The 25,787-nt window shown below is 72.4% G+C and carries 23 protein-coding genes; 11 read left to right on the plus strand and 12 right to left on the minus strand.

Annotated features, from left to right (window positions below; translation table 11 throughout):
• Nucleotides 1-12 precede the first annotated feature (12 nt).
• Together purQ and purS are read right to left on the minus strand one after the other, a co-directional pair.
• A complete protein-coding gene (purQ, locus tag ACLJN9_RS08005; protein WP_410810454.1) occupies nucleotides 13-696 on the minus strand; it encodes a phosphoribosylformylglycinamidine synthase subunit PurQ in 684 nt (227 codons plus the stop codon).
• Nucleotides 693-956: a phosphoribosylformylglycinamidine synthase subunit PurS gene (gene purS / locus ACLJN9_RS08010; protein ID WP_410810455.1), complete on the minus strand. Its 264-nt coding sequence runs from the start codon at nucleotides 954-956 to the stop codon at nucleotides 693-695. Before purS ends, purQ begins: the two co-directional genes overlap by 4 nt.
• Before the next feature lie 354 nt (nucleotides 957-1,310).
• On the opposite strand from purS, the gene ACLJN9_RS08015 reads away from it, so the two are divergent.
• Together ACLJN9_RS08015 and ACLJN9_RS08020 are read left to right on the plus strand one after the other, a co-directional pair.
• Nucleotides 1,311-1,994, plus strand: a complete 684-nt coding sequence (locus tag ACLJN9_RS08015; protein WP_410810456.1) for a S1 family peptidase — start codon at nucleotides 1,311-1,313, stop codon at nucleotides 1,992-1,994.
• A 128-nt stretch (nucleotides 1,995-2,122) separates the two neighbouring features.
• A complete protein-coding gene (locus tag ACLJN9_RS08020) occupies nucleotides 2,123-2,581 on the plus strand; it encodes a YbjQ family protein (RefSeq protein WP_410810457.1) in 459 nt (152 codons plus the stop codon).
• 141 nt (nucleotides 2,582-2,722) lie between these two features.
• On the opposite strand, the gene purB is transcribed toward ACLJN9_RS08020, so the two are convergent.
• From purB to ACLJN9_RS08040, 4 genes are all read right to left on the minus strand, one after another.
• Nucleotides 2,723-4,147 carry an adenylosuccinate lyase gene (gene purB / locus ACLJN9_RS08025; RefSeq protein WP_410810458.1) on the minus strand — a complete coding sequence of 475 codons (1,425 nt, stop codon included), beginning with the start codon at nucleotides 4,145-4,147 and terminating at the stop codon, nucleotides 2,723-2,725.
• Nucleotides 4,148-4,200: 53 nt separating this feature from the next.
• Nucleotides 4,201-6,606, minus strand: coding sequence for a hypothetical protein (locus ACLJN9_RS08030; RefSeq protein ID WP_410810459.1), 2,406 nt, complete (start codon nucleotides 6,604-6,606; stop codon nucleotides 4,201-4,203).
• Nucleotides 6,599-7,615, minus strand: coding sequence for a glycosyltransferase family 2 protein (locus ACLJN9_RS08035; protein WP_410810460.1), 1,017 nt, complete (start codon nucleotides 7,613-7,615; stop codon nucleotides 6,599-6,601). The genes ACLJN9_RS08030 and ACLJN9_RS08035 overlap by 8 nt, the downstream gene beginning before the upstream one ends.
• Before the next feature lie 179 nt (nucleotides 7,616-7,794).
• A complete protein-coding gene (locus tag ACLJN9_RS08040) occupies nucleotides 7,795-9,087 on the minus strand; it encodes an acetyl-CoA C-acetyltransferase (RefSeq protein ID WP_410810461.1) in 1,293 nt (430 codons plus the stop codon).
• 55 nt (nucleotides 9,088-9,142) lie between these two features.
• Between ACLJN9_RS08040 and ACLJN9_RS08045 the strand changes: the two genes are divergently transcribed.
• The 3 genes from ACLJN9_RS08045 to ACLJN9_RS08055 all read left to right on the plus strand — a co-directional run bounded on the left by ACLJN9_RS08045 (nucleotide 9,143) and on the right by ACLJN9_RS08055 (nucleotide 12,081).
• Nucleotides 9,143-10,513 carry a 3-oxoacyl-ACP reductase gene (locus tag ACLJN9_RS08045; protein ID WP_410810462.1) on the plus strand — a complete coding sequence of 457 codons (1,371 nt, stop codon included), beginning with the start codon at nucleotides 9,143-9,145 and terminating at the stop codon, nucleotides 10,511-10,513.
• Entirely contained in the window at nucleotides 10,510-11,391 is an 882-nt protein-coding gene (locus ACLJN9_RS08050; RefSeq protein WP_410810463.1) for a MaoC/PaaZ C-terminal domain-containing protein, read from the plus strand. Before ACLJN9_RS08045 ends, ACLJN9_RS08050 begins: the two co-directional genes overlap by 4 nt.
• A 69-nt stretch (nucleotides 11,392-11,460) precedes the next feature.
• Nucleotides 11,461-12,081 (plus strand): DedA family protein, encoded by a 621-nt coding sequence (locus tag ACLJN9_RS08055; RefSeq protein WP_410810464.1) that lies wholly within the window; start codon nucleotides 11,461-11,463, stop codon nucleotides 12,079-12,081.
• Between the two features lie 53 nt (nucleotides 12,082-12,134).
• Here ACLJN9_RS08055 and ACLJN9_RS08060 read toward each other — a convergent pair whose 3' ends face one another.
• A complete protein-coding gene (locus tag ACLJN9_RS08060) occupies nucleotides 12,135-12,773 on the minus strand; it encodes a TetR/AcrR family transcriptional regulator (protein WP_410810465.1) in 639 nt (212 codons plus the stop codon).
• A gap of 70 nt (nucleotides 12,774-12,843) precedes the next feature.
• Between ACLJN9_RS08060 and ACLJN9_RS08065 the strand changes: the two genes are divergently transcribed.
• The 3 genes from ACLJN9_RS08065 to ACLJN9_RS08075 all read left to right on the plus strand — a co-directional run bounded on the left by ACLJN9_RS08065 (nucleotide 12,844) and on the right by ACLJN9_RS08075 (nucleotide 16,405).
• Nucleotides 12,844-13,296 (plus strand): SCP2 sterol-binding domain-containing protein, encoded by a 453-nt coding sequence (locus tag ACLJN9_RS08065; protein WP_410810466.1) that lies wholly within the window; start codon nucleotides 12,844-12,846, stop codon nucleotides 13,294-13,296.
• A 63-nt stretch (nucleotides 13,297-13,359) separates the two neighbouring features.
• Nucleotides 13,360-14,574 carry an acyl-CoA dehydrogenase family protein gene (locus tag ACLJN9_RS08070; RefSeq protein WP_410810467.1) on the plus strand — a complete coding sequence of 405 codons (1,215 nt, stop codon included), beginning with the start codon at nucleotides 13,360-13,362 and terminating at the stop codon, nucleotides 14,572-14,574.
• A gap of 268 nt (nucleotides 14,575-14,842) precedes the next feature.
• Nucleotides 14,843-16,405 (plus strand): AMP-binding protein, encoded by a 1,563-nt coding sequence (locus ACLJN9_RS08075; RefSeq protein ID WP_410810468.1) that lies wholly within the window; start codon nucleotides 14,843-14,845, stop codon nucleotides 16,403-16,405.
• A gap of 20 nt (nucleotides 16,406-16,425) precedes the next feature.
• Here the strand turns inward: ACLJN9_RS08075 and ACLJN9_RS08080 are convergent, their stop codons facing one another.
• The 4 genes from ACLJN9_RS08080 to ACLJN9_RS08095 all read right to left on the minus strand — a co-directional run bounded on the left by ACLJN9_RS08080 (nucleotide 16,426) and on the right by ACLJN9_RS08095 (nucleotide 20,421).
• Nucleotides 16,426-16,683: a hypothetical protein gene (locus ACLJN9_RS08080; RefSeq protein WP_410810469.1), complete on the minus strand. Its 258-nt coding sequence runs from the start codon at nucleotides 16,681-16,683 to the stop codon at nucleotides 16,426-16,428.
• 78 nt (nucleotides 16,684-16,761) lie between these two features.
• Nucleotides 16,762-18,012 (minus strand): phosphoribosylamine--glycine ligase, encoded by a 1,251-nt coding sequence (gene purD / locus ACLJN9_RS08085; protein WP_410810470.1) that lies wholly within the window; start codon nucleotides 18,010-18,012, stop codon nucleotides 16,762-16,764.
• A 559-nt stretch (nucleotides 18,013-18,571) separates the two neighbouring features.
• A complete protein-coding gene (locus ACLJN9_RS08090; protein WP_410810471.1) occupies nucleotides 18,572-18,964 on the minus strand; it encodes a type IV toxin-antitoxin system AbiEi family antitoxin domain-containing protein in 393 nt (130 codons plus the stop codon).
• Between the two features lie 167 nt (nucleotides 18,965-19,131).
• Nucleotides 19,132-20,421 carry an adenylosuccinate synthase gene (locus ACLJN9_RS08095; protein WP_410810472.1) on the minus strand — a complete coding sequence of 430 codons (1,290 nt, stop codon included), beginning with the start codon at nucleotides 20,419-20,421 and terminating at the stop codon, nucleotides 19,132-19,134.
• 122 nt (nucleotides 20,422-20,543) lie between these two features.
• Here ACLJN9_RS08095 and ACLJN9_RS08100 point away from each other — a divergent pair, with 122 nt between their 5' ends.
• On the plus strand, nucleotides 20,544-21,578 hold the full coding sequence (locus tag ACLJN9_RS08100) for a hypothetical protein (protein WP_410810473.1): 1,035 nt from the start codon (nucleotides 20,544-20,546) through the stop codon (nucleotides 21,576-21,578).
• A 69-nt stretch (nucleotides 21,579-21,647) separates the two neighbouring features.
• Nucleotides 21,648-23,828: a chromosome partitioning protein gene (locus ACLJN9_RS08105; RefSeq protein WP_410810474.1), complete on the plus strand. Its 2,181-nt coding sequence runs from the start codon at nucleotides 21,648-21,650 to the stop codon at nucleotides 23,826-23,828.
• A gap of 52 nt (nucleotides 23,829-23,880) precedes the next feature.
• Here ACLJN9_RS08105 and ACLJN9_RS08110 read toward each other — a convergent pair whose 3' ends face one another.
• On the minus strand, nucleotides 23,881-24,309 hold the full coding sequence (locus ACLJN9_RS08110) for a DUF3151 domain-containing protein (protein ID WP_410810475.1): 429 nt from the start codon (nucleotides 24,307-24,309) through the stop codon (nucleotides 23,881-23,883).
• 247 nt (nucleotides 24,310-24,556) lie between these two features.
• Between ACLJN9_RS08110 and ACLJN9_RS08115 the strand changes: the two genes are divergently transcribed.
• Nucleotides 24,557-25,756: an LOG family protein gene (locus ACLJN9_RS08115; protein ID WP_410810476.1), complete on the plus strand. Its 1,200-nt coding sequence runs from the start codon at nucleotides 24,557-24,559 to the stop codon at nucleotides 25,754-25,756.
• Nucleotides 25,757-25,787 lie beyond the last annotated feature (31 nt).

Here is a 25,787-nt window from a genome sequence, read left to right on the forward strand (position 1 = left end):
TCGCGTCGCCGGTCATGCCGGCGCCCCCACCAGGTGCTTGAGGACCGAGGTGAAGAAGCCGAGGCCGTCGAGCGACGGGCCGGTGAGCGCCTCCACCGCGTGTTCGGGGTGCGGCATGATGCCGACCACGTTGCCGGCGGGGTTGGTGATCGCGGCGATGTCGCGCTGCGACCCGTTCGGGTTGCCGCCGACGTAGCGGGCGACCACCCGGCCCTCGGCTTCGAGCTGGTCCAGCGTCGCGGTGTCGGCGACGTAGCAGCCCTCACCGTTCTTGACCGGGACGAGCACCTCCTGGCCGGGCTGGAACGCGTTGGTCCACGCGGTGCCGGCCGACTCGATGCGCAGGACCTGGTCCCGGTTGCGGAAGTGCAGGTGCTGGTTGCGGGTGAGCGCGCCGGGGAGCAGGTGCGCCTCGCAGAGGATCTGGAAGCCGTTGCAGATGCCGAGCACCGGCAGGCCGCCCCGGGCGGCGTCCACGACCGTCTCCATCACCGGCGCGAACCGGGCGATGGCGCCGCAGCGCAGGTAGTCACCGTAGGAGAAGCCGCCGGGCAGCACGACCGCGTCGACCCCGTGCAGATTCGGGTCACCGTGCCAGAGCCGGACCGGCTCGGCACCGGCGATCCGGACTGCTCGGGCCGCGTCCCCGTCGTCGAGTGAGCCGGGGAAGGTGACCACACCGACCCGGGCGGTCACGGGCGGGCGTCCGCGGTCTCGTCGGCCTCGACCAGGCGGACGGTGAAGTCTTCGATGACCGGGTTGGCGAGCAGCTTGTCGGCGATCTCCCGGGCGCGGGCCAGATCTGGCTCACCGGTGAAATCGATCTCGATCCGCCTGCCGATCCGAACCGAGGCGACGTCGCTGACGCCGAGCCGGGGCAGCGCGTTTGCGACGGCCTGGCCCTGGGGATCGAGGATCTCGGGCTTGAGCATGACGTCGACGACGACGCGAGGCACTGGGCACTCCTGACTGTGTACGCAGTTGGGTGCCGACCCACAACGGGCGAGCGCAGCCAGCGTACCTGGCAGATTCCGTCGCGGACGCACCGGCCGGGTGCAGTTCAGGCAGTGATCAACATTACCGGCCTGCCGGGCGGGCCGGCACGCGGGAAACGAGCCTTCACCAGCGGATATACCGCGCCGCGGGTAGCCAAATCGTTACATTTGTTAACCTCGATGCAATCCTTGATAACGGCCGTCGCGCGCCCTACTGTACATCGACACAGTTCGATGTAGGCGTCGACGGGGATCCCCGCTGGCGCCCTCCCGCACCCGGCGATCCCGGGTCCGCCCGTTCAAGGAGTCCACCCGATGCGCATCCGTCCCCTGCTCGCTCTGCTCGGCACCGCGCTGATCGGCGTTCTCGGCGCCTCGTCCGGTGCCGTCGCCGCCCCCGCCGGCCCGCAACCCATCATCGGCGGCGGCACCGTCTCGTCCGCACCCTGGGCCGCCGCCGTGCTCAGCAACGGCTCGTTCACCTGCTCCGGCAGCGTGATCGGCGCCCAGTGGGTGCTGACCGCCCGGCACTGCATCAGCGGCACGATGTCCGTCCGGGTCGGCAGCGTGGACCGCTCCTCGGGCGGCGTCACCCGCACGGTCAGCGCCACCTACACCCGTAACGACCTCGCCCTCATGCAGCTCTCCAGCACCGTCGGCACCTCGGCAGTGAGCCTGGCCAGCAGCAACCCGCCGATCAACTCGACGAACTCGATCTACGGCTGGGGCATGACCTGCTACAGCGGGTGCTCCGCGTCCAGCCAGCTGAAGACCGCCACCGTCCGGGTGACCAGCAACAGCGCCACCGACGCGTACGGAGGCCAGGCGATCCGGAGCACCAGGATCAACGGCAATGCCTGGCGGGGCGATTCGGGCGGCCCGCAGTTCTACAACGGCCAGCAGGTCGGCGTCGCCTCCACCGCCGACGGTTCCAGCATCCAGAACTACGGCAGCGTTGCGTACAACCGGGCCTGGATCACCTCCGTGGCCGGTGTCTGACGGTTAGCGCCAGCGCGGCGCGGATGGCCGGCGGCGTGTCGGCCCGTCCGCGCCGCGTCGTTTTGCAGCATCCGATCAGGTGAACAGTGCACACGATCGGGTCGTGTCGCTCCTGACAGCATCGAACCGTGCTGGTCGTGACGACGGAGCAACTGCCCGGCTACGAGATCCGCCAGATTCTCGGTGAGGTGGTGTCATCGATGGCCAGGACGCGTAACCCGTACCGCGAGGGGGTCAAGAACCTGCGCGGCGGCGCGTACGACCCGATGGCACCGGACAACCTGACCCGGTGGCGCACCGACTCGGTGGCGCGGCTCGGCGAGGAGGCCCTGCGGCTCGGTGCGAACGCGGTGATCGGCATGCGGTTCGACAGCCGGGACTGCGGCGAGATGTGGATGGAGATCTGCGCCTACGGCACTGCGGTGATCGTCGTACCCGTCATGCCGGACGTCATGCCCGCCGACCAGCCCGCGATCGCGGCGGAAACCGCGCACCAGGGCGAGGTCGTGGAAGCCCCGGGCGGCATCGCCGAACCGGCCAGCGCCCCCAACCTCCGCACAGCAGCCGAAACCCCCACCGGCGACTAACCCCCACCCCACCCCACCCCACCCCACCCCCGCTCGTACGCGTTGATCATGAAGTTATTGCCCTCCGCCTCGGCGAGTCATGGCAGTAACTTCACGATCAACCCGGGTGGGGTGGGTGAGTGGGTGGGGGTTGGTGGGGGGTTAGAGGATGGGGGGTGGGGTGTAGGTGGCTGCGTCGGGGTGGTTTTGCACCACCTTGGTGATGCGGCGGGTTACCGCCTCCACCTGGGCGGGGGCGGCGCCGACGAAGGCGGTGCGGTCGGCTACCAGGGCGTCGATGTCGGCGCGCGTCAGGCTGAGTCGGCCGTCGGCCGCCAGGCGGTCGAACAGGTCGTTCTCCGGGGCGCCCTTCTCGCGCATGGCCAGCGCCACCGCGACCGCGTGCTCCTTGATCACCTCGTGCGCGACCTCCCGGCCGACGCCGCGCCGGACCGCCGCCACCAGGATCTTCGTGGTGGCCAGGAAGGGCAGGAAACGCTCCAGCTCCCGGTTGATCACGGCCGGGTACGCGCCGAACTCGTCGAGCACGGTGAGGAAGGTCTGGAACAGCCCGTCGGCGGCGAAGAACGCGTCCGGCAGAGCCACCCGGCGGACGACCGAGCAGGAGACGTCCCCCTCGTTCCACTGGTCGCCGGCCAGCTCGCCGACCATCGACAGGTAGCCCCTGATGATCACTGCGAAGCCGTTCACGCGCTCCGACGAACGGGTGTTCATCTTGTGCGGCATGGCGCTGGAGCCGACCTGGCCCGGCTTGAAGCCCTCGGTCACCAACTCCTGGCCGACCATCAGCCGGATGGTCGTGGCCAGCGACGACGGCGCGGCGGCGGTCTGCGCCAGCGCGGCCAGCACGTCGAAGTCCAGCGACCGGGGATAGACCTGCCCGACGCTGTCCAGCACACGGGAGAAACCGAGGTGCTCGGCCACCCGGCGCTCCAGCTCGGCCACCCTGTCGGCGTCGCCGTCGAAGAGGTCGAGCTGGTCGGCGGCCGTGCCGACCGGTCCCTTGATCCCGCGCAACGGGTAACGGGTGATCAGGTCCTCCAGCCGCTCGTACGCGATCAACAGCTCCTCCGCCGCCGACGCGAAGCGTTTGCCCAGCGTGGTGGCCTGCGCCGCCACGTTGTGCGAACGACCGGTCAGCACCAGCTCGGAGTGCTCGTGCGCGAGCCAGGCCAGGCGGGCCAGAGTCGCCACCACCCGATCCCTGATCAACTCCAGCGAGGCGCGCACCTGAAGCTGCTCGACGTTCTCGGTGAGATCCCGGGAGGTCATGCCCTTGTGCACGTGCTCGTGCCCGGCGAGCGCACTGAACTCCTCGATCCGGGCCTTCACGTCATGCCGGGTGACCCGCTCCCGCTCCGCGATCGAGGCGAGGTCGACCTGGTCGAGCACCCGCTCGTACGCCTCGACCACGCCGTCGGGCACCGGCACACCGAGGTCACGCTGTGCACGGAGCACGGCGAGCCAGAGCCGCCGTTCCATCCGGACCTTCTCCTCCGGGGACCAGAGGGCGACCAACTCGGGAGAGGCGTACCGGTTGGCGAGCACGTTGGGGATCGTCGTCACGTACCTCATTGTCCCGTACCCGCTGGCCAGCACCCGGACCGGGCCGGAGGACCTCAGGGGCCGGTCAGCTCGTGGATCGTGACCGAGCCGGCGACCAGCCGTACCGGCGCCAGCCGGGCCAGTTCCGGCGACACCACGCCCGCCCGGGTGTCCGCGAAGATCCACCGAACGCCGTACCGCGTCCGCAGCCGATCCAGGTCGGCCGGGGCCGGCGCGGTGAAGACCCGCTCGTTGAGCGCGAACAACTCCTGGTCGGGGAAGCTCTGCCGGGCGTACCCCAGGTTCTCCACGCCGTGCGCGGCCACGACCGCGTCGGTGTAGCCCCAGCTCTCCACCACGGCCCGGTGCCCGCCCAGGCCGGTCACCCAGAACGCGCGGGCATCACAGTGCGGGGTCGTCCGCACCGGCCGGCAGTGCACGTTCGTGGCGACGACGTCGTCGTCGGCGGCGTTGGCGTCCAGCCACAACGCCGCGCGCATCTCGTCGGCGGTGAGCGCGTACGGCTGCGGCCCGCTCGCCGGCACGGGCTCGCTCAGCACCGAGCGGACCGTCCCGGCCACGGGGACCGCGACGCTCGCGCCGAGCAGCGCGGCGGTGACGCCGGCCGCCAGCACGGTCGCCCTCCCTCGGCGGCCTCCCGCCGACGGGGACCGGCGCCCGCGCGGACCGGCTACGGTGCCCGACGTGATCCGTCGCTGCCACAGCGCGGCCGCCCCGACGGCCAGCGCCGCGGCCAGCCCGACGAACAGCACGTACCGGACGGCCGAGATTCCCAGCACCCGCAGCCACCCCTCGATGCTCCGCTCGGGGCGGCCGATCGCCGGCACGGCGAAACCTCCCAGCGCGCCGGCCGCGGCGAGCGCCGCCAGCGCGCCGGCTCCGGCGGTCGACAGCAGCACCGGCCAGGGCACGCGGGTCGCCGCCAGCGACCAGACGGTCAGCACGACACCGATCGGAATGACGCCCATCCAGAAGTAGATCTGGCTGACCGACGGGTGCTGGAACACCCAGGTGGTGGCTGCCCCGGCCAGCACCGTGGCGGCGAGCAGCCAGATCGCGGGATCGGCCCGCTGCCCCCGGTCGACGAGCAGGACCATCCCCACCCACCGCGGCGCCTGGCCCAACACCCACCACCCCACCACGGCGAACGCCAGCAGCCACCCGAGGGCACCACCGTCGTCGATGCCCGGCGGCAGCGGCGCGTCCGGCCAGATCCCGTCGCCCCGACCGAGCGTCTCGGCGTACGGGAGGATGAAGTGCAGCAGTGCCAACGCCTGCACCCGCAGCGTCGAGGCGCCGCCGCCCGCGAACAACCGGAAGCCCAACGCCATCGCCGCCACCAGACAGGCCAGCGCCACCAGGGCGGGTCGCGGCACCCGTCGCTCCCGCCACCAGAGGACGGCCGCGGTGACACCCAGGCCGGCGATCAGCGGTGGCAGCGCGCTGGACTTCGACCCCGCACAGGCCAGCCCGAGCGCGGGGACCAGCGGCCACGCCCGGCCCAGGGCACGCCCCCGCGCCACGTCGACGCAGAGCCCGGTGAGCAGCAACAACGGCACCAGCACGTACGTCTGCGACGGGCTGCCGAACGACAACGGCATCTCGCCGGACGCGCCCACGGGCGAGGCGAGCGTCACGGTACCGCCGAGGAAGCCGGCGACGGCGACCACCGGACCCGTCCAGACGGCGCCGCTGAGGTCCCGGACCAGCCCGGCCGCGAGCACCACCGCCGTGCCGATCACCGGCACCAGCCAGAGCCTCAGCAGCACCACCGGCGGTGCGATGCCCGTGATCATGCTGCTGGCGGCCATGTGCGCGTCGGACAGGTAGTGGTAGCGCAGTTCCTCACCGGTGACGTGCGGCAACTCGAACGGCATCGCCCGGGTCAGCTCCTGCACGAGCCCGAGGTGGTAGAGCACGTCCTGGTAGTAGCCGCCGTACACCGGAGGCAGCGGCACCATGCGCCACTGGGTGTATCCCCAGGCCAGCACCAGCAGCAGCGCCGCACCCATCGCCCAGTGCCAGCCCAGCGGCAGTGGTCGGCGCTCGCCGACCCGCCAGTGCCGGCGCAGCCCGGGTACGGCGGCGAACGCGACCAGCACGGGCAGCGGCCACCAGCGCAGCAGGGACTGCTGTCCGGTCGCCGCGGCCGACGCCCAGCCGACGAGTTCGAGCAGCAGGCCGGTGGCCGCCCCGTACGCGAGGTCCTCCGGCAGGTTGCCCCGGCCGCCGCGCAGCGCGCGGTGCACCAGCGTGCCGGGTAGCACCAGGGCGAAGGACCAGTAGGCGGTGTACCGGACGAGGTCGGGAACGGGCACGCCGCCTCGCCACCAGAGCAGGAGCAGTGCGGCGACGGCGAGCGCCCAGGGCAGCCCGGTGAGGGCCGGCAGGAGGACGGTCCGACGGGGCGCCGACGCCGGGGTGCCGACCCGCTCGACCAGCAGCGTCGCCTCAGCCACGGGCGCCGATGACCGGCCGCAGGTCCGGTGCGCGCGACTCGTCCCCGATCGATTCGGGTACGACCGTCGCGGTGCGCGGGACGTCGTCGAGAGAGTCGAACCCGACGTGGAAGGTCGGTCTGTTCTGCACCGTGGCGTAGATCCTGCCGATGTAGTCGCCCAACAGGCCGAGACAGACGAGTTGCACCCCGCTGAGCAGCAGCACCGCGACGAACATGGAGGTCCAGCCGGGGATGGTGGCGCCGGCGACGTACGCCACCATGCCGAACGCGATCAGCGCGAGGCAGAGCAGGAAGCTGTACATCCCCAGCCAGGTGGCCAGTCGCAGCGGTGCGGCGGAGAAGCTCGCCGTGCTCTCCCAGGCCAGGGCAACCATCCGCAGTAGCGGGTACTTCGTCTCCCCGGCGGCCCGTGCCGCGCGGACGTAGCGCACCTCGGTGCTGGGGAAGCCGAGCGACGGCACGAGCAGCCGGTAGACCGGGGCGCGTTCCGGCAGCCGGCGCAGCACCTCGATCACGTCCCGACTGAGCAGCCGGAAGTCGCCGGCCTGGGCGGGCATCTCGGCGCCGACCAGGCGGCGCATCGCCCAGTAGTAGGCCCGCGCGGTGTTGCGCTTGAAGGCGGTGTCGGTGCTGCGGTCGCCGCGGACGCCGTAGACCACGTCGACGCCGTCCTCGCGGGCCACCCGCAGCATGTCGGCGATGACCTCGGGCGGATCCTGCAGGTCGGCGTCCAGGCTGACCACCCACCGGCCGACCGCCCGGTGGAGTCCGGCGGTCAACGCCGCCTGGTGGCCGCTGTTGCGCCGCAGCCGGATCACCCTGAGCTGCGGCCAGTCCCGGCCGTGGTCGAGGAGCACCGACACGGTGTCGTCCCGGCTGCCGTCGTCGACGGCGACCACCTCGTAGACCTCGCCGAGCGCGTCGAGCACCGGCCGCAGCCGGGTGACCAGGGCCGGGATGACCGCGGTTTCGTTGAACATCGGGACGACCACCGACAGGGTGGTCATCCCGGGAGCGACGGCCTCCATGGTGTTACGGCCCCGTTCCGCACGCAGGAGTGATCGGTCCCGCACCCGGGGGCGCGGCAACGGCCACTGTGGCGCGGCGAAATTCCGACCAGCGGGCCGGCTTCTGAACAGCCCGTTAACGTCTGCTGACGGATGTCGCGGTAACGGGTGGCCCGGGATCAGCGCTCCAGGATGGCCGTCACGCCCTGACCACCAGCCGCGCAGATCGAGATCAGCCCGCGTCCGCCGCCGCGCTCCGCCAGCAGCTTCGCCAACGTGGCCACGATCCGCCCGCCGGTGGCGGCGAACGGGTGCCCGGCCGCCAGGGACGAGCCGTTGACGTTGAGTTTCTCCCGGTCGATCGCGCCGAGTGGGGCATCCAGGCCGAGGCGGTCCTTGCAGAACTCCGGCGACTCCCACGCCGCGAGGGTGGCCAGCACCTGCGAGGCGAACGCCTCGTGGATCTCGTAGTGGTCGAAGTCCTGCAACGTCAGCCCCGCCCGGGCCAACATCCGGGGCACCGCGTACGCGGGCGCCATCAGCAACCCCTCGTCGCCGTGCACGAAATCCACCGCCGCCGTCTCCGACCAGCTGAACCAGGCCAGCACCGGCAGGCTGCGCGCGGCCGCCCACTCCTCGCTGGCCAGCAGCACGGTGGACGCGCCGTCGGTGAGCGGCGAGGAGTTGCCCGCGGTCATGGTGGCCCGATCGGCGTCCGACCCCCGGGTGCCGAAGACCGGCCTGAGCGCGCCGAGCTTCTCCAGGCTGGTGTCGGGGCGCAGGTTCTGATCGCGGGTCAACCCCAGGTACGGCGTCATCAGGTCGTCGAAGAAACCCCGGTCGTACGCGGCGGCCAGCCGCTGGTGCGAGCGCAGCGCCAGTTCGTCCTGGGACTGCCGGTCGACCTGCCAGTGCAGCGCGGTGCGGGCCGCGTGGTCGCCCATCGACAGGCCGGTACGCGGCTCGGCGTTGCGCGGGATCTCCGGCTGGAACGGCTGCAGCGGGCGCAGCTTCGCGGCGATCCTGAGCCGCTGACCGACGGTCCGGGCCGAGTTGAGTCGGAGCAGCGTGCGCCGCATCTCCTCGTTGACCGCGAGCGGCGCGTCGGAGGTGGTGTCGACACCGCCGGCGATGCCCACGTCGAGCTGCCCGAGGGCGATCTTGTTGGCGACCAGGATCGCCGCCTCCAGGCCGGTGCCGCAGGCCTGCTGGATGTCGTACGCCGGGGTGTGCGGGTCGAGCCGGGAGCCGAGCACGACCTCGCGGGCGAGGTTGAAGTCGCGGGAGTGCTTGAGCACCGCACCGGCCACCACCTCGCCGATCCGCTGGCCGGCCAGCCCGTACCGGGCCACCAGGCCGTCGAGCGCCGCGCCGAGCAGGTCCGAGTTGGACGCGTCGGCGTAGCGGGAGTTGGAACGGGCGAAGGGGATGCGGTTGCCCCCGATGACCGCGACCCGCCGGATGCTCTGCACGATCCGCCTCCTCGAGATGTGTTGCCCGAACCCTACTCGCCAGTAGGCTACGCCCATGACCGACAGGTACGCGAGCTTCGTCCAATCGGCCGCCGGCCGCGCGCTGGTCAAGCGCCTCGGGCTGCCCGACCCGCCGCGGCTGCGCCGGCACTCCCCCGGCGACCCGCTGCTACCCGGCCCGGCCCTGCTCGGCGCGGGCGCCGGCGGCCGGCTCGCCGATCCGGTAGCCAGGATCCTGACCGACGCCGGGGTCGAGCTGGCCGACCCGTCCGCCACCGCCAACCTCACCGAAACCCCGCAGCGGTACGGCGCACTGCTCTTCGACGCCACCGGGATCACCGACTCGACCGACCTGCGCCAGCTCTACGACTTCTTCCATCCGCAGGCCCGAGCCGTGCTGCCCAGTGGTCGGGTGATCGTGCTGGGCACCCCGCCGCTGCAGTGCCCGACGACGCGCGAGGCGACCGCCCAACGCGCCCTGGAAGGGCTGGTCCGCAGCATCGGCAAGGAGTTCGGCCGCGGCGTCACCGCCCAACTCGTCCAGGTCACCCGCGATGGCGGTGCGACCGGCACCCTGACGAGCCTGGAATCGACCCTCCGCTTCCTCCTGTCCGGCCGGTCCGCGTACGTCTCGGGGCAGGTGATCCGGGTCGGCGCCAGTGGCGCGAGCTCGCCCGTCGACTGGAACCGCCCACTGGACGGGCAGGTCGTGCTGGTCACCGGCGCCGCCCGGGGTATCGGCGCGGCGCTGGCCCGGGTGCTCGCCCGCGACGGCGCGCGGGTGGTGGCGCTGGACGTCCCGGCCGCCGGGGACGCGCTGGCCGCGGTGGCGAACGACATCGGCGGCACGGCCGTCCAACTCGACCTGACCGCGCCGGACGCGCCGACCCGCCTCGCCGAGCACCTGGCCGGCCGGCACGGCCGCGTCGACGTGGTGGTGCACAACGCCGGCATCACCCGGGACCGGACGCTCGGCCGAATGGACGCCGATCGGTGGGACCAGGTGATCGACGTCAACCTCTCCAGCCAGGAGCGCATCAACGACGTGCTGCTGGAACGGGAGCTGATCCCGGCCGGCGGCCGGATCGTCGCGGTCTCCTCGATCGCCGGGATCGCCGGCAACCGGGGGCAGACCAACTACGCCACCAGCAAGGCCGGCGTGATCGGGTTGGTCGACTCGCTGGCCCCGGCCCTGCGCGAGCGGGGAATCAGCGTCAACGCGGTGGCCCCCGGCTTCATCGAGACCCGGATGACCGCGCGCATCCCACTGGTCGTCCGCGAGGCGGGCCGGCGGATGAACAGCCTGGCCCAGGGCGGGCTGCCGGTGGACGTGGCCGAGACGATCGGCTGGCTGGCCTGGCCCGCCAGCGGCGCGGTCAGCGGCAACGTGGTCCGGGTCTGCGGCCAGAGCCTGCTGGGGGCGTGATGGGCGGCGCGGACGAGCCACCGGTACCGGCCACCGTCGACCTGCCCCGACTGCCGGCCGTCGGGCCGCTGTACCGGCGGGCACTGCGCGGAGCACTGCCCGGTGGGCGGCGCGGGGGGACGCTGCCGGCTGTCGCGCTGACCGTCGCCGGTGTCCGAGTCGACCGGACGCACCTGGCCGACTACGACCGGGTCTGCGGGTTCCCGCTGGCCGAGCGGCTGCCGGTGACGTACCCGCAGGTGCTCGGCTTCCCGCTGGCGCTGCGGCTGATGACCGCGCCGGACTTCCCCTTCCCGGTGACCGGCCTGGTGCACGTGTCCAACCGGATCACCGCGCACCGGGCGGTGCTCGCCGGTGAACCGCTGGACCTCACCGCGTACGCCGAGCACCTGCGCCCGCACGAGCGGGGCCGGCAACTCGACGTGGTACTCGTCGCCTCGGCGGGCGGAACGGAGATCTGGCGCGGCGTCGCCACGTACCTCAGTCGGGGGCGTGGCGGCGACGGCGGCGCCCGGCGCGACCGGGGTGACCGGCCCGCGACGCCGGCCGCCACCGCCCACTGGCGGGTCGGCACCCGGATCGGCACCGACTACGCCCGGGTCTCCGGCGACCACAACCCGATCCACACCTCCCGTCTGGGCGCCCGGCTGTTCGGTTTTCCCCGACCGATCGCGCACGGCATGTGGAGCACGGCCCGCTGCCTGGCCGCGTTGGCGAACCGGCTACCCGGGGCCGGCACCGTCGACGTGGCGTTCAAGCTGCCCGTGGCGTTGCCCGGCACGATCGGTTTCTCCGCCGTCCGGGCCGACGACGGCTGGGACTTCGCTCTGCATGATCCCCGCACCGGCCGACCACACCTGGTCGGCACGGTGCGCTGAGCCGGCGAGCGGGCGGCGCAATGTCCGCGAACCCCCGCCGCCCGTCGTCCGGCCGTTGAGCATGGGGGCATGGACGCCCTGCTCGACCTGCTCCGGGGAACGGTCACCTCACCGTGGGTGTACCTGGTGATCTTCGGGCTCACCGCGGTCGACGCGTTCTTTCCCGCGGTGCCGGGCGAGGCGGCCGTGATCACCGCGGCGGTGCTCGCCGCCGATGGCGGGCACCCCAACCTGGTCGCGGTGATCGTCAGCGCCGCGCTCGGCGCGCTGGTCGGCGACCACATCTCGTACGCCATCGGGCGCGGCGGCGGAGCGGAGCGGTTGACCCACCTCCCCGCCGGCAGCCGTCGGCGGGCCAGCTCCGAGTGGGCCCGGCGCGCCGTCGACCGGCGCGGCGGGCTGATCCTGACCACCTCGAGGTACCTGCCGGGCGGCCGGACGGCGGTCACCCTCACCATGGGCGCGCTGCGCTACCCACGCCGGCCGTTCCTGCTCTACGACGGCATCGCGACGATCACCTGGGCGCTGTACTGCGGGTTGCTCGGCTACTTCGGCGGGCTGGCCTTCGAACGCGACCCGGTGCGGGGCGTCCTCGCGGGTGTGGGGCTCTCGGTGATCGTCACGCTCGGCATCGAGGGCGTCCGTTGGCTGCGCCACCGCGCGCGCCACCGGGCCGCCGACCGCCACTGAACCGCCGGGGGCCGGACGCACGACACCGGCGCGGTGACGGTGGGTCGGGGCGGTCAGTCGGCCGGCGGGCGCCAGGTGACGCCGTGCAGGAGCTGGCCGGCGCCGAGCCAGGCCACGTTCATCATCCGGGTGGCGGTCCGCTCCGGGTCGGCCTCGGGATGGTCCGCGAGCCAGTCGGCCAGCGACTCGGTCGCGCCGACCAGCGCGTACGCGACGACCTCCAGGTCGACGGCGGCGATCTCGCGGCCCTCGGCGCGCAGCGCGTGGTCGAGCATTCCGGCGACCACCTCGACCAGCCGGGCCCGCATGGTGGCCAACTCGGCCGCGAACGGCTGCTCGCCCCGGGCCTGCCGGTAGAGCACGGCCCAGCCGTCGCGGTACGCGCCCACGAAGCCGAAGAACGCTCTCAGCCCTCGCCAGAGTCGCTCGTCGGCCGGCAGGTCGGGTGCGGCGGCGCCGGCGATGGCCTGCATCATCCGGGTGCCCTCGCGGTGCAGGCAGGCGACGAACAACTCCTCCTTGGTCCCCAGGTACGCGTAGACCATCGGCTTGGAGATGCCGGCGACCTCCGCGATCTCGTCCATGCTGGCAGCGTGGAAGCCGCGCCGGGAGAAGACCTTGACCGCCGCGTCGAGCATCTGCTGCTCACGGACGGCCCGTGGCAGGCGCTTGAAGGCGGGAGTGGTGGACACCTTGCGAGCATACCTACTCGTGCGTAGGGTTACGCGCGAGTAGCCAAATCGTTCACGGAAGGCACTTCTCATGACTGACTTCGACCCGGCCACTTTCGACAACCTCGGCCCCAAGGAGTTCGCCCAGCTGGTCAAGTCCACCCCGGACGACAAGATCGCCCAGGTGATGTCCGGAGACCTGCGTGGCAAGATCCTGGGCGAGGTGTTCGGTCGGATGCCGTCGCTGTTCCGCGCCGACCGGGCCGGTTCCACCAACGCGGTCATCCACTGGATCATCACCGGTCGCCCGGACGGCGGCAGCGACACCTACGAGGTGGTCATCGCCGACGGCAAGTGCCAGGTGAACGAGACCCCGCAGCACGACCCGAAGCTGGCCCTGACCATGGGTCCGGTCGAGTTCCTGAAGATCGTCTCCGGTGGCGCCAACCCGGTGATGATGTTCATGACCGGCAAGCTGAAGGCGAAGGGCGACCTCGGTCTGGCCGCCAACATCGCCAACCTGTTCGACATCCCCAAGGCCTGATGTGAGCGCGAGGAGTGAGCCGGGGTTGCGAGCCCCGCAGTCCGCGAACGAAAGGCTGGCGCCGTGGTCGACTTCTCGCTCGACCTGACCGAGGAACAGCGGGACCTACGCGACTGGGTGCACGGCTTTGCCGCCGAGGTCGTGCGCCCGGCCGCCGCCGAGTGGGACGAGCGCGAGGACACCCCGTGGCCGGTGATCCAGGAGGCCGCCAAGGTCGGCCTCTACGGCTTCGAGTTCCTCGCCACCTGCTGGGCCGACCCGACCGGGCTCTCCCTGCCGATCGCCAGCGAGGAACTCTTCTGGGGTGACGCCGGCATCGGCCTGAGCATCTTCGGCACCTCCCTCGCCGTCGCCGCCATCTACGGCGCGGGCACCCCCGAGCAGATGATCGAGTGGGTGCCGCAGTGCTTCGGCGACGTCGACTCGCCGGCCGTCGCCGCGTTCTGCAGCAGTGAACCCGAGGCCGGCTCCGACGTCGCAGCGATGCGGACCCGGGCCGTCTACGACGAGGCCACCGACGAGTGGGTGCTGACCGGGCAGAAGGCGTACGCCACCAACGGCGGCATCGCCGGGGTGCACGTGGTCACCGCCTCTGTCGACCCCACGCTCGGCTCCCGGGGTCAGGCGGCGTTCGTCGTACCGCCCGGCACGCCCGGCCTGGCCGCGACCCGCAAGCTGCGCAAGCTGGGCCTGCGCGCGTCGCACACCGCCGACGTCTTCCTCGACGAGGTACGCGTGCCCGGCCGTTGCCTGCTCGGCGGACGGGACGCCCTGCTGCAACGCCTCGACCGTGCCCGCTCCGGGCAGCGGGCCAGCGGGCAGGCCGCGATGCGGACCTTCGAGCTGACCCGACCCACGGTCGGCGCGCAGGCGCTCGGCGTGGCCCGGGCCGCCTACGAGTACGCGCTGGAGTACGCCAAGGACCGGATCCAGTTCGGACGCCCGATCATCGAGAACCAGGCGGTCGCGTTCACGCTGGCCGACATGCGGATGGAGATCGACGCGGCACGACTGCTGGTCTGGCGGGCCTCCTGGATGGGTCGCAACAACCGCCCGTTCACCGCCGGCGAGGGTTCGATGTCCAAGCTCAAGGCCGGTGAGGTGGCGGTGTCAGTCACCGGGAAGGCGGTGCAGTTGCTCGGCGGAGCCGGCTTCCTGCGCGACCATCCGGTCGAGCGCTGGTACCGCGACGCCAAGATCTACACCATCTTCGAGGGCACCTCGGAGATCCAGCGTCTGGTCATCTCCCGGGCGATCTCCGGGATGCAGATCCGCTGAACGACCCGCCTCCGGCCCCGCCCCGCGAACGCCGGGCCGGGGCCGGAGGTGGTTGGGCCACAGTTCGGCCGGGTGTGGTTGGGCCGCAGTGGTTGGGCCGACACCTGGCCGCTCCGCCCTGGATCCCACGATCCGTGCCGTCTTCGTCACCCCACGCCCACGCTGGCTGGGCCTGGTGCCGCGCCGGGTGCATGATCAAGGATGACGCCCTCACGGACAGGGAGACTCTCGCCCTGTCCGCGCACCAGCCCGGAAGGAGGTCTGCGGCATGGACCTGCCGTTCGTCGTTGCCACGCTGACCCGTCGTGGGTTGCTCACTCCCGGCCGGCCGATCCGGGTCGCCTCGCAGCTCAGCGCCTTGCGCAAGTGGGGCTGGAGCCTGGCCGGCGAACTCCGCCAGGCAGCCGCCCGGGACCCCGGCCGGCCCGCGGTGATCGACGAGGACGGCGTCGAGCTGACCTATCAGGATCTGCTCGACCGGTCCGAGCGGATGGCCCGGTCGATGCGGGCGGGGCTCGGCGTACAGGCCGGCGACCGGATCGGCGTGCTCTGCCGCAACCACCACGGGCTGATCGAGACGATCGTCGCGGCCACCCTGCTCGGCGTCGACGCGGTCCTGGTCAACACCGGGCTCTCCGCGGCCCAACTGGACACCGTCGCCGAGGAACAGCGGCTCCGGCTGCTGGTGCACGACGACGAGTTCACCGATCGGGTCCTCGGCCTTCCCGCAGAGCTACCCCGCCTCGACGAACGTGCCCGGGAGGAGTTGGTGGCCGGGGCGCTGCCGGGCGACCTGCAACCGCCGGAGCGGGATGGGCGGATCATCGTGCTCACCTCGGGCACCACCGGCGCACCGAAGGGCGCCCGGCGTCCCACCCCGAGCGGCTTCGGACCATTGGTGTCCATCATCGACCGCATCCCGCTGCACGCCCGGGGCACCGTGATGATCGCCGCACCGATCTTCCACACCTGGGGCTACGCGGCACTCCAGATCTGCTTCGCGCTGCGGGCCACCATCGTGCTGCACCGCCGCTTCGACCCGGCCGCCACGCTCGCCGCCCTGGTGGCGCATGGTTGCGACGCACTGTTCGCCGTACCGGTGATGGTGCAGCGACTGCTGGAGGTGCCCCTACCGGACCCGCGGCCTCCCCTCAAGGTCGTCGCGGTCAGCGGCTCGGCCCTGCCCGGTGGGCTCGCCCCGACGTTCATGGACGCCTACGGCGACGTGGTCTACAACCTGTACGGCTCGACCGAGGTCTCCTGGGCCTCCATCGCCGCGCCGGCCGACCTGCGGAAGGCACCCACCACCGCCGGCCGGCCGCCGCACGGCACCCGGTTGGCGATCCTCGACGACGGTGGCGAACCCGTGCCCGACGGCCGGGTCGGGCGGATCTTCGTCGGCAACGAGATGCTCTTCGAGGGCTACACCTCCGGGGGCTCCCGAGAGACCCGCGACGGCCTGCTCGACACCGGTGACCTCGGCCGACTCAACGCCGACGGGCTGCTCTTCGTCGACGGCCGAGCGGACGACATGATCGTCTCTGGCGGTGAGAACGTCTTCCCGTCCGAGGTGGAGGACCTGCTCGCCCAGCTGCCCCAGGTCCGTGAGGCGGCCGTGATCGGCATGCCGGACCCGGAGTACGGCCAACGGTTGGCCGCGTTCCTCGCCCTGCACCCCGGCGAGACCCTCGACCCCGAGGCCGTCCGCGAGTACGTCCGGCACTACCTGGCCCGCTTCTCCGTACCGCGTGACGTGATCTTCGTGAAGTACCTGCCCCGCAACGCCACCGGTAAGGTGCTCAGCCGCGAGCTGCGCCGCTACTACGGCTGAAGCGCCAGACCGGTGCCGGGTCAGGGATACAGCGTCAGACCCGCCGACCGGCCGATGGCCACCAGCTGATCCAGGGTCAGCGTGCCCGCGGTCGTCTCGGGCCGACCATCCGCCGAGACCGAGATGTTGTCCACCCGGACCGACACCGACGTCCCCTCCGCGCGCTGCACCAGCACCCAGCGCGAGGCGCGGCCTCCCGGGTCGACCAGGATGCCTGTGATCGTGGCGGCGCCGTCCGGATACCGCCGCACTGTGCAGTCGCGCTGGTCCAGCGCCAACGTGCAGCTTCCCGCCGTTCCGGCCTCTCGCTCGCCTCACCGATCAAACGGAAGCGAGGGGGACCGAGGTTGCCCGGTTCAGCCGGGAATCGTGATCCGGCCGTCGATGGCGGCCGAGGCGATGTCGGTGCGGTGCTGCGAGCCCGCCAGTTCCACCCCGTCCACCAACGCGTACGCGGCGGTGCGGGCGGCAGCCAGGTCGGCGCCGGTGGCCGTACCGCAGAGCACCCGACCGCCGGCGGACAGCAACGCGCCGTCGCCGGCCCGGAGGACGGTGCCGGCGTGGATGATGCCCGGCCGGTCGGCGCCGGTGATCACGTCGCCGGTGCGCGGCGCAGCCGGATAGCCCTGCGCGGCGAGCACCACGGTGACCGCCGCGCCCGGCCGCCAGCGCAGCGGCGGATGATCGGCCAGCGTGCCCGTGGCCGCCGCGTGCAGCAACCCGCCCAGCGGGGTCTCCAGCAGCGCGAGCACCACCTGCGTCTCCGGATCGCCGAAGCGGGCGTTGAACTCGATCACCCGAGGGCCGGCGGCGGTGATCGCGAGCCCGACGTAGAGCAGGCCGACGAACGGGGTACCCCGGCGGCGCAGCTCGGCCAGGGTGGGGTGGACCACGTCGCGCATGACCTCGTCGACCAGGCCGGGCGGGGCCCACGGCAGCGGGGCGTACGCGCCCATGCCGCCGGTGTTCGGGCCGGTGTCGCCGTCGCCGATCCGCTTGAAGTCCTGTGCGGGCAGCAGCGGCAGCGCAGCCTCGCCGTCGGTGACCACGAAGAGGCTGACCTCGGGGCCGTCGAGGAACTCCTCGACCACGACCCGGCCACACTCGCCGGCGTGCGCCAGGGCGGCCGACCGGTCGTCGGTCACCACCACGCCCTTGCCGGCGGCGAGCCCGTCGTCCTTGACCACGTACGGTGTGCCGAACTCGTCCAGCGCCCGCGCGGTGCTCTCCTCGTCCGTGCAGACGTACGCGCGGGCGGTCGGCACACCGGCGGCGGTCATCACGTCCTTGGCGAACGCCTTGGACCCCTCCAGGCGAGCGGCTTCGGCCGAGGGGCCGAAAACGGCGATGCCCTTGGCGCGTACGGCGTCGGCGACCCCGGCGACCAGCGGCGCCTCCGGCCCGATCACGACCAGGTCAGCGGCGATCTCCACAGCCAACGCGGCCACCGCCCCCGGATCGGTGGGGGTGACCACCCGAAGCTCAGCAACGTCGGCGATCCCCGGATTACCGGGCGCAGCAACCAGCCCCGTAACGCCCGAATCCGCCACCAACCCGAGCGCGAGAGCATGCTCCCGCCCCCCACCACCCACCAAAAGAACCCGCACGACCGGGAATCCTACTGACCCCGGTCCCCGCCCCCGCGCGGCAGCCGGTGATCATGAAGTTATTGCCCCCCGGCTCGGCGTGTCGAGGCAACAACTTCATGGTCAACGGCGTCGGGCAGCGGCAATCGCTCGGCGGACGGTTTGGGGGATGTAGTCGGGCTGGAGGGTGTCCCTCCAGGTGAAGCGGAGGACGGTCCAGCCGGCGTTGATCATTAGGTTCTGGCGGCGTCGGTCGGTGAAGACAGCCTCGGGTAGACCGTGAGGGGCCTCGACCGTCGGCCTCGGCGATGATCCGGGGAGCCCGCCAACCAAGGTCGCCGATGCCGAGCAGATAGCCGTCGTCGTCGCGGACCTCCAGCTGGAGGGCGTCGGGCGGCACGTTTCCGTCGACGCAGCGGAGCCGGGCACGGGTCTCGAGCGGCGACTGCGCCCGCCCGTCCGCCTCGCCCAGGTAGCCCCGAGCCGCGACCGCCCCGCGCCGCCCGCGAATGAGGCCTGGGGACGCAGAGCAGGTCTTGGTCCGTCACCAAGCGACGATTCAGCGCCGAATCCAACACACTCACCGCCGAGGAACGATCAGCCCGCAGGCTGAGGTCGGCAAGGGTCCTGAGCGGGTCGGTAGCGCAGAGGCCGTGCACCCGGCCCAGGTGATTGGGCGCGATGACCAACTGATGGACCACCACCTCCGGATGGGCGAGCCGCGCCGGCCTGGCGACGGGACCCGGCACCGACAGGTGGAGGAGACCGCCGCCCTGATCCGCGCCCGTCGCGGCACAGCGTCGTACAGATCGGCGTCCACGAGATAGCTGCCCCGCGCGACAACGCGCCAGCGGCCGGCCCGACAGAACCTCTGCACCTCGTGGACGGTCAGGCCAGCGGCCCGCGCCTGCCCAATCGTTACAATCCCGTCCCGCTCGACAGCAACCCGCCGCACAACCTCCAAGGCGTCCACCCCGCCACCCTGACCCAGCGCGACCCCCCAGACACCCCCCTGTGGACAACCAAAGGCCCCACCTGTGGATAACCACGCTCCTAGTGCAGGTTGACCATGAAGTTATTGCCAGGACACACCGAGGTTTTGGGCAATAACTTCATGATCAACCAAAGGAGCGCGGTGGGTTAGGGGAGGAGGGGGTGGCGGACCACGTTTTCTTCTCGGCCTGGGCCCACGCCTACCACGCTGACCTTCGTGTTGCAGAGTTCTTCTACGCGGTCGATGTAGCGGCGGGCGTTTTCCGGCAGCTCTTCGGCGGTGCGGGCCTTGGTGATGTCCTCCCACCAGCCGTCCAGCTCCTCATAGACCGGAGTGGCGTGGTGGAAGTCGGTCTGGCTCATCGGCATGTCGTCGACCCGCTTGCCGTTGATCTCGTAACCGACGCAGATCGGCACCTTGGGCAGCCCGGTGAGCACGTCCAGCTTGGTGATGACCAGATCGGTGACGCCGTTGAGGCGGCAGGCGTACCGGGCGACCACCGCGTCGAACCATCCGCACCGGCGCTCCCGCCCGGTGGTCGTGCCGTACTCCGCGCCGATCTTGCGCAGGTGCTCGCCGCTGGCGTCGAACAACTCGGTCGGGAACGGACCCGCGCCGACCCGGGTGGTGTACGCCTTGCTCACCGCGATCACCTTGTTGATCGCGGTGGGCGGGATGCCGGCGCCCACGCAGGCACCGCCGGCGGTCGGGTTGGACGAGGTCACGAACGGGTACGTGCCGTGATCCATGTCCAGCATGGTGGCCTGGGCGCCCTCCAGCAGCACCGTCTCGCCCCGGTCCAGGGCGTCCCAGAGCATGGCTCGGGTCTCCGCGATGTACGGCTTGAGCCGCTCCGCGTACTCCAGGTACTCCTCGACGGTCGCCTCGAGGTCGATCGCCTTGCGGTTGTAGACCTTGAACAGGATCTGGTTCTTCTCGCGCAGCGCGAGTTCCAGCTTCTTGCGCAGGATGCCCGGGTCGAGCAGATCCTGGAGCCGGATGCCGATCCGGGCGACCTTGTCGCCGTACGCCGGGCCGATACCGCGGCCGGTGGTGCCGATCCGCGACGAGCCGAGGTAGCGCTCGATCACCCGGTCCAGCGCACGGTGGTGCGGCATGATCAGGTGCGCATCGCCGGAGATCCGCAGCCGGGACACGTCGACGCCGCGCTCGGCCAGGCCGTCGATCTCGGCGAGCAGCACCTTCGGGTCGACCACCACACCGTTGCCGATGACGATCATCGCGTTCGGTGAGAGCGCGCCGGAGGGCATCAGGTGCAGGGCGTACTTCTGGCCGTCCGGGGTGATCACCGTGTGGCCCGCGTTGTTGCCACCGGAGTAACGCACGACGTAGTCGACCCGCTCACCCAGCAGGTCGGTAACCTTGCCCTTGCCCTCGTCGCCCCACTGAGCGCCGATGAGCACGATCGCTGGCATATTCCGCCTCCAGAAGGCTCGGGTGCCAGGTGGCGACCGGTTGGCGAGCCCGGGGTGTCAGGTTAACAAGTAGTGACGGCGCGGCCGGCAGGGGTCGCGTCGAGAGGCAGGAGGCTCCTTCCGTGTACGACGTGGTGCTGCTCACCCTCGCATCGGAGCGGGACGCTCCCACGGGGTGCGGCAGCGGCGGCGCCTGCTGCGGCGGTGCGACCGATGCCGACACCGACCCGCGGGCCGCATCCGGCGAGACCGACCCGCACGGCGAGACCGAACACTGCGTCACCGAGCGGCCCCGCGTACCCGTGTTGGCCTGCGCCGACGCGCTGAACGCCCGCGGCGCACGGGTGCAGACGGTCACCGCCCGGTCGAATGCGGAGATCGACGAGGTGTTGGCGCGGCTCGACGGCCCGCCCCGCGCGGACGGCCTCACCTGGCCGGACCCGGACGGCAAGACCCGACTGGTCGTCGCCACGGCCAGCGACGCGCAGTTGCGCGCCGTGCTGCGCCGGCTGGTCCGGCGGTACGCACCAGCGCCGAGCCGTCGTCCGGCGGACCTGCCCGGTGACCGGACGCTGCCCGACCTGCCGCCGGTGGCCGTACTCCCGCTCGATCCGGCCCGTGGCGGCGACCACCGGGACCTGGCCGCGCAGCTCGGACTGCCCCGTGATCCGGCGGCGGTGGCCGCCGCGGTGCTCGACGGCACGCCACGCCGGCTGGACCTGCTGCGCAACGACGGCGGATCGGTGACCCTGGACGGCGCCCTGCTCGGTGCCGCCGACGACGCCGGCCGGCCGCTGCACTGGCGGGCGCGCGTGGAGGTGGACGACGTCGTTCTCGCCGACGGCGACGAACCACTGCTGGCCTGCGCGATCGGCAACGCCGGCGGGTACGCCGAGCTGAACGACGTGACCCTCCTGGCCGCGCCGGACCCAACCGACGGCCAGGTCGAGGTCGCGGTGGCGGTGCCGGTGGTCGTCCGCTCGGCGCTCGGCAGGAGGCGGGTACGCCTGGAGGTGCGGCGGGCTCGCGGGCGGGCCGTGTCGGTGCTGCCCAGGGAGGGAAAGGTGCCCTACCTCGACGACGGCGTCGAGGGCGAGCTGACCCGGAAGCGATCCTGGTGGATCGAGCCGGGCGCCTGGGCGGTCTGGTCGATCTGACCCCGGCTGCGCCGGACGGCCCTCGTCGGCCGGTGGGCCTATCCTCGCAGGAGGACTGGGGAGGCCGTAATGGACGAGAAAGCCGACCGGGCGCAGGTGCCCGGCCAGCAGCCGGCGCCGGAGCGGGACATCGAACCACTCTGGCCAACCGAGTCGGCCGGGTCCGGCGTGGTGCCGCCATGGGCGTCGGTCGCCGACCGGAGGGATGTCCCCTCGTCGAGCGCGGAGTCGTCGGTCGTGCTGCCGCCGGTGGCCGCGCCGTCGACGGGCGGTCCGCCGGTCCCCTGGCAACCCGGGGCGCCGGCCGGAGCGCCGCCGTCGCCGTCGGACTATCCGTCGCTCACCGGTGCCGTGCCACCGCCGGGCGACTGGGGGGTCGACGGCCGGTCCGCGTCGGGCTGGGCCCCGCCGCAGCCGGGTTGGACGCCGCCGACCGACCCGCCGACACCTGCCGCACCCGGCCCGGCAATCGACGACGCCCTGCCGACGCCGCCGACCGTGGACGCCGTGCCCGGCCTCCCGGTGACCGGCTCCGCTTCCAACGAAGCAGCAGGCCCGGCCGGGCCCACCGGCGCCGCTGCTCCGGCCGTGCCCCCGGACGGCGTGCTGGTCGGCGCCGACGGCCGGGCGGTTTCGGGTCCGACCATTCCCGCCCCGCCGATCGTGCCGGGCGGCGTCGACCTGCATCAGCCGTTCACCCTGGACCATCCCGCGCCAGCGCCCGTGCACGTCGAGCACGGAGCAGCTGCCGGTGCCACCACCGCCGAGCCCGCAGCGGCCGATCCGCCGGAAACCACGGATGGCGGGACCGGCGCCCCGGAGGATGGCCCCGCCGCGGCAGCCACGCGGCCCGGCACGGAATCACCCTGGGCGTATCCGCCGCAGCGGCCGTCCGGCGCATCCGGGCCGGCCAACGGGCAGGTTGCCGGCGCAACGCCTCCGATTCCGGCTCCGCCCGGCCCGCAGCCGTCGCACCCCGGCGCAGCGCAGAGCCCGTACGCGGGCACCGGCACGACGTACTCCGGGCAGACCTATGCGGGGGCGGTTGGCGGCCAGGCTGGTTCCGCGCCGATCCCGCCTCCACCGGACGTGCCACGGCTCGCTGATCCGCCGCAGAGCATTGCGGTGCCACAGCAGGGTGTGCCGGTTGCCCCGCCGCCGGGGCCGTTCCCGCCGTCGCCGGGCTGGTATCCGCCGCCCTGGCAGCAGGGCACCCCGGGGATAGCGCCCGCGCCGCCGCAGCAGTACCAGGAGGCCGAGGGGGTGACCCGGGTGCCGCCGTCGACCGGCTATCCGGACGCCACCTGGACACCGGAGACCACCGCTGCGCCGACCGCCGAGGACTTCGCCCGGCGTCGGCAGGTGCGGCCCGCCGACCCGGTCGCCACCATGGGTGTACGCGCGGTGGTCAACAAGATGGGCCTGCTGCGGCTCGCTCCGGGGCGGCAGGAGCAGGAGCTCAAGCGCGACATCGAGATGGTGCGCCGCAACTTCGGCGGGCTGCGGCAGGTGACCGTGGTCAACCCGAAGGGTGGCGCCGGCAAGACGGTGGCCATCCTGCTGCTCGCGATGACGTTCGGTCAGAAGCGCGGTGGCTACGTGCTGGCCTGGGACAACAACGAGACCCAGGGCACCCTCGGGATGCGCGCCCAACAGGACTTCCACTCGCGCACGGTACGGGACATGCTGCGTGACCTCGGTCAGTTCCAGGGCGCGCACGGGCGGGTCGGTGACCTGTCGCAGTACGTCCGCTCGCAGGGCGAGGGGATGTTCGACGTGCTGGCCTCGGACGAGTCGGCCACCGGCGGTGAGATGCTCACCGCGGCCGCGTTCGCCGAGATTCGGGAGGTCGTCAGCCGGTTCTACAAGTTGATCTTCGTGGACACCGGCAACAACGTCCGGGCGCAGAACTGGCAGGCGTCGATGGACGCGACCGACCAACTGGTCGTCACCATGTCGGCCCGCAACGACTCGGCCGAGACCGCCGCGCGGATGCTCGACCACCTGGAGCAGAGCGGCCGGCAACGGCTGGTTCGGCAGGCGGTGACGGTCGTGTCGATGCCACCGTCCCGCAAGGAGATCGACCTGCCGGCCATCCAGGAGCACTTCGCCGCCCGGACCAGGGCGGTGCTGCTGGCACCCTACGAGCGGCTCATCGACAGTGGCGAGCCGATCCGGTACGGCGGGTTGTCCGCAGCCACCCGGGACGCCTGGCTGAAGATCGCCGCCGCGGTCGCCGAAGGGTTGTGAGCCGCCGACGGCCGGGCCGGCCTCTGCACCGGCCCGGCCGTCGGAACGGGTGTCAGTGGCTGGCCAGCGCGTCCGCCGCCGACGGGTCACAGTCGCGGAGGAACTGGGCGCAACGGGCCGCCTCGTCGGCCTCGCCGATCTCGTCGGCGGCTCGGGAGAGCACGTACAGGCAGCGGAGGAAGCCCCGGTTCGGCTCGTGCGCCCACGGCACAGGTCCGTGACCCTTCCAGCCGTTGCGACGCAGCTGGTCCAGCCCACGGTGGTAGCCGGTGCGCGCGTACGCGTACGCCGTCACCACCTGCTCCTGCGCGAACGCCCGCGCCGCGAGCTCCGCCCAGGCCGCGCTGTAGGTGGGGAAGCGGGCCGCCACCTCGGCGTACGCCCCGTCGGTGCCGACCTCCTCGGCGGCGGCCAGGGCGGTGTCGGCCTCGTCGTTCGCCGGAAGGAGGGTGGCCGGTGGCTCCGGCAAAAGGTTCTGCATTGCCCCATTCAACCCGCTGGACGGGGCAACGCGCGAGCGGGTCGGCCGACGCGTTCCGCTGAACGGCTGAGGGTTTGCTCACGCCTGCGGCCTATGCCGTCGCCAGGTGATTTCCACTACAACTAATGGTCCGGAGCCTCCCCAGGACCCGGTTACGCAGGAGCCCGGTGGCCTCGGCCGCCGGGCTCCTGTCGGTGCCACCCCCGCCCGGTTTGGGCCCGCCCCGCCGGAGGGGCAGGATGGCCGGGTGCCGACCCCACCTCCCGCGGACGTCATCGAGCCGCAACTGCACACCGACGAGATCCAGACCCGGGACGAGTTCGACCGGCGGCTGGCCTCCGGCCGCCTGACCGGGTTGACCGTGCAGGGACTGCGCCTCGACCTCGCCCCGGTGCCCGACCTGACCGGAGTCGAGGTCACCGGCACCCTCTTCGTGGGCTGTCGGTTCGCATCCCGGGACGTCGGCGCCGACCTGGTCCGGCGCGGCGCGAACGTGGTGCCGCCGTTCTCCGGGCTGCCGTACCCGACTCAGCCGGCGCACCTCTACACCCCCGACGACCTGGCCGCCGGGTTCGCCGAGGGCGGGTTCGCCGGGATGTACGACACCCGGGTGTACGCCCATTACCGGGCGCACGGAGGCGCGTTGCCGGACGTCAAGGAGGCGCTCGGCCAGCGACTGCACGACCACGGCGTGGACAACGCGCTGGCCGACGCCACCCGTGCCTGGCTGGCCGAGAACGGGCCGCAGTCGGTGGTGGGCATCATGGGCGGGCACGCGGTGCGACGCGGCAGCCCGGCGTACCGGATGGCGGCGGTGCTGGGTTGGGAGCTGGCCCGGGCCGACCGCCTGGTGGTGACCGGCGGCGGCCCCGGGGTGATGGAGGCGGCGAATCTCGGCGCCTTCCTGGCGGACCATCCGGCGACCGAGCTGACCGCGGCGATCGACCTGCTGGCCACCGCGCCCGACTTCGCCGACCACCAGCGGTACACCGCCACGGCGCTGACGGTCCGGCAGCGGTACGCGGGCGTGCCCCGGCAGCGCGGTGCCGACGCCGGATGGGCGCGAGCCGGTGGGCTGGCGATCCCGACCTGGCTGTACGGGCACGAACCGGCGAACCTGTTCGCGGGGCGGATCGCCAAGTACTTCTCGAACGCGATCCGGGAGGACACCATCCTGCGGCTCGCCCGGGGCGGCATCGTCTTCGCCCCGGGGCGGGCGGGCACGGTGCAGGAGGTGTTCCAGGCGGCCACCAAGACCTACTACGGCACCGACGGGGCGAGCGGGGCGTACATCTTCCTGGACCGCGCGTACTGGACCCAGGAGTTGCCGGTGGAGGCGCTGTTGCGCCCGTTGTTGGCCGCCTCGCCGTTCGGCGACCTGTCGGCGACGATCCACCTGACCGACGACGTGCGCGAGGCCGTGCGACTGCTCACCGCCTCGGCCTGACGGAACGACGACGGCCGGCCCCCGAGGGGAG

Origin of the sequence: Micromonospora sp. 067-2 (assembly GCF_046549295.1) — a bacterium.
GTDB lineage: Bacteria > Actinomycetota > Actinomycetes > Mycobacteriales > Micromonosporaceae > Micromonospora.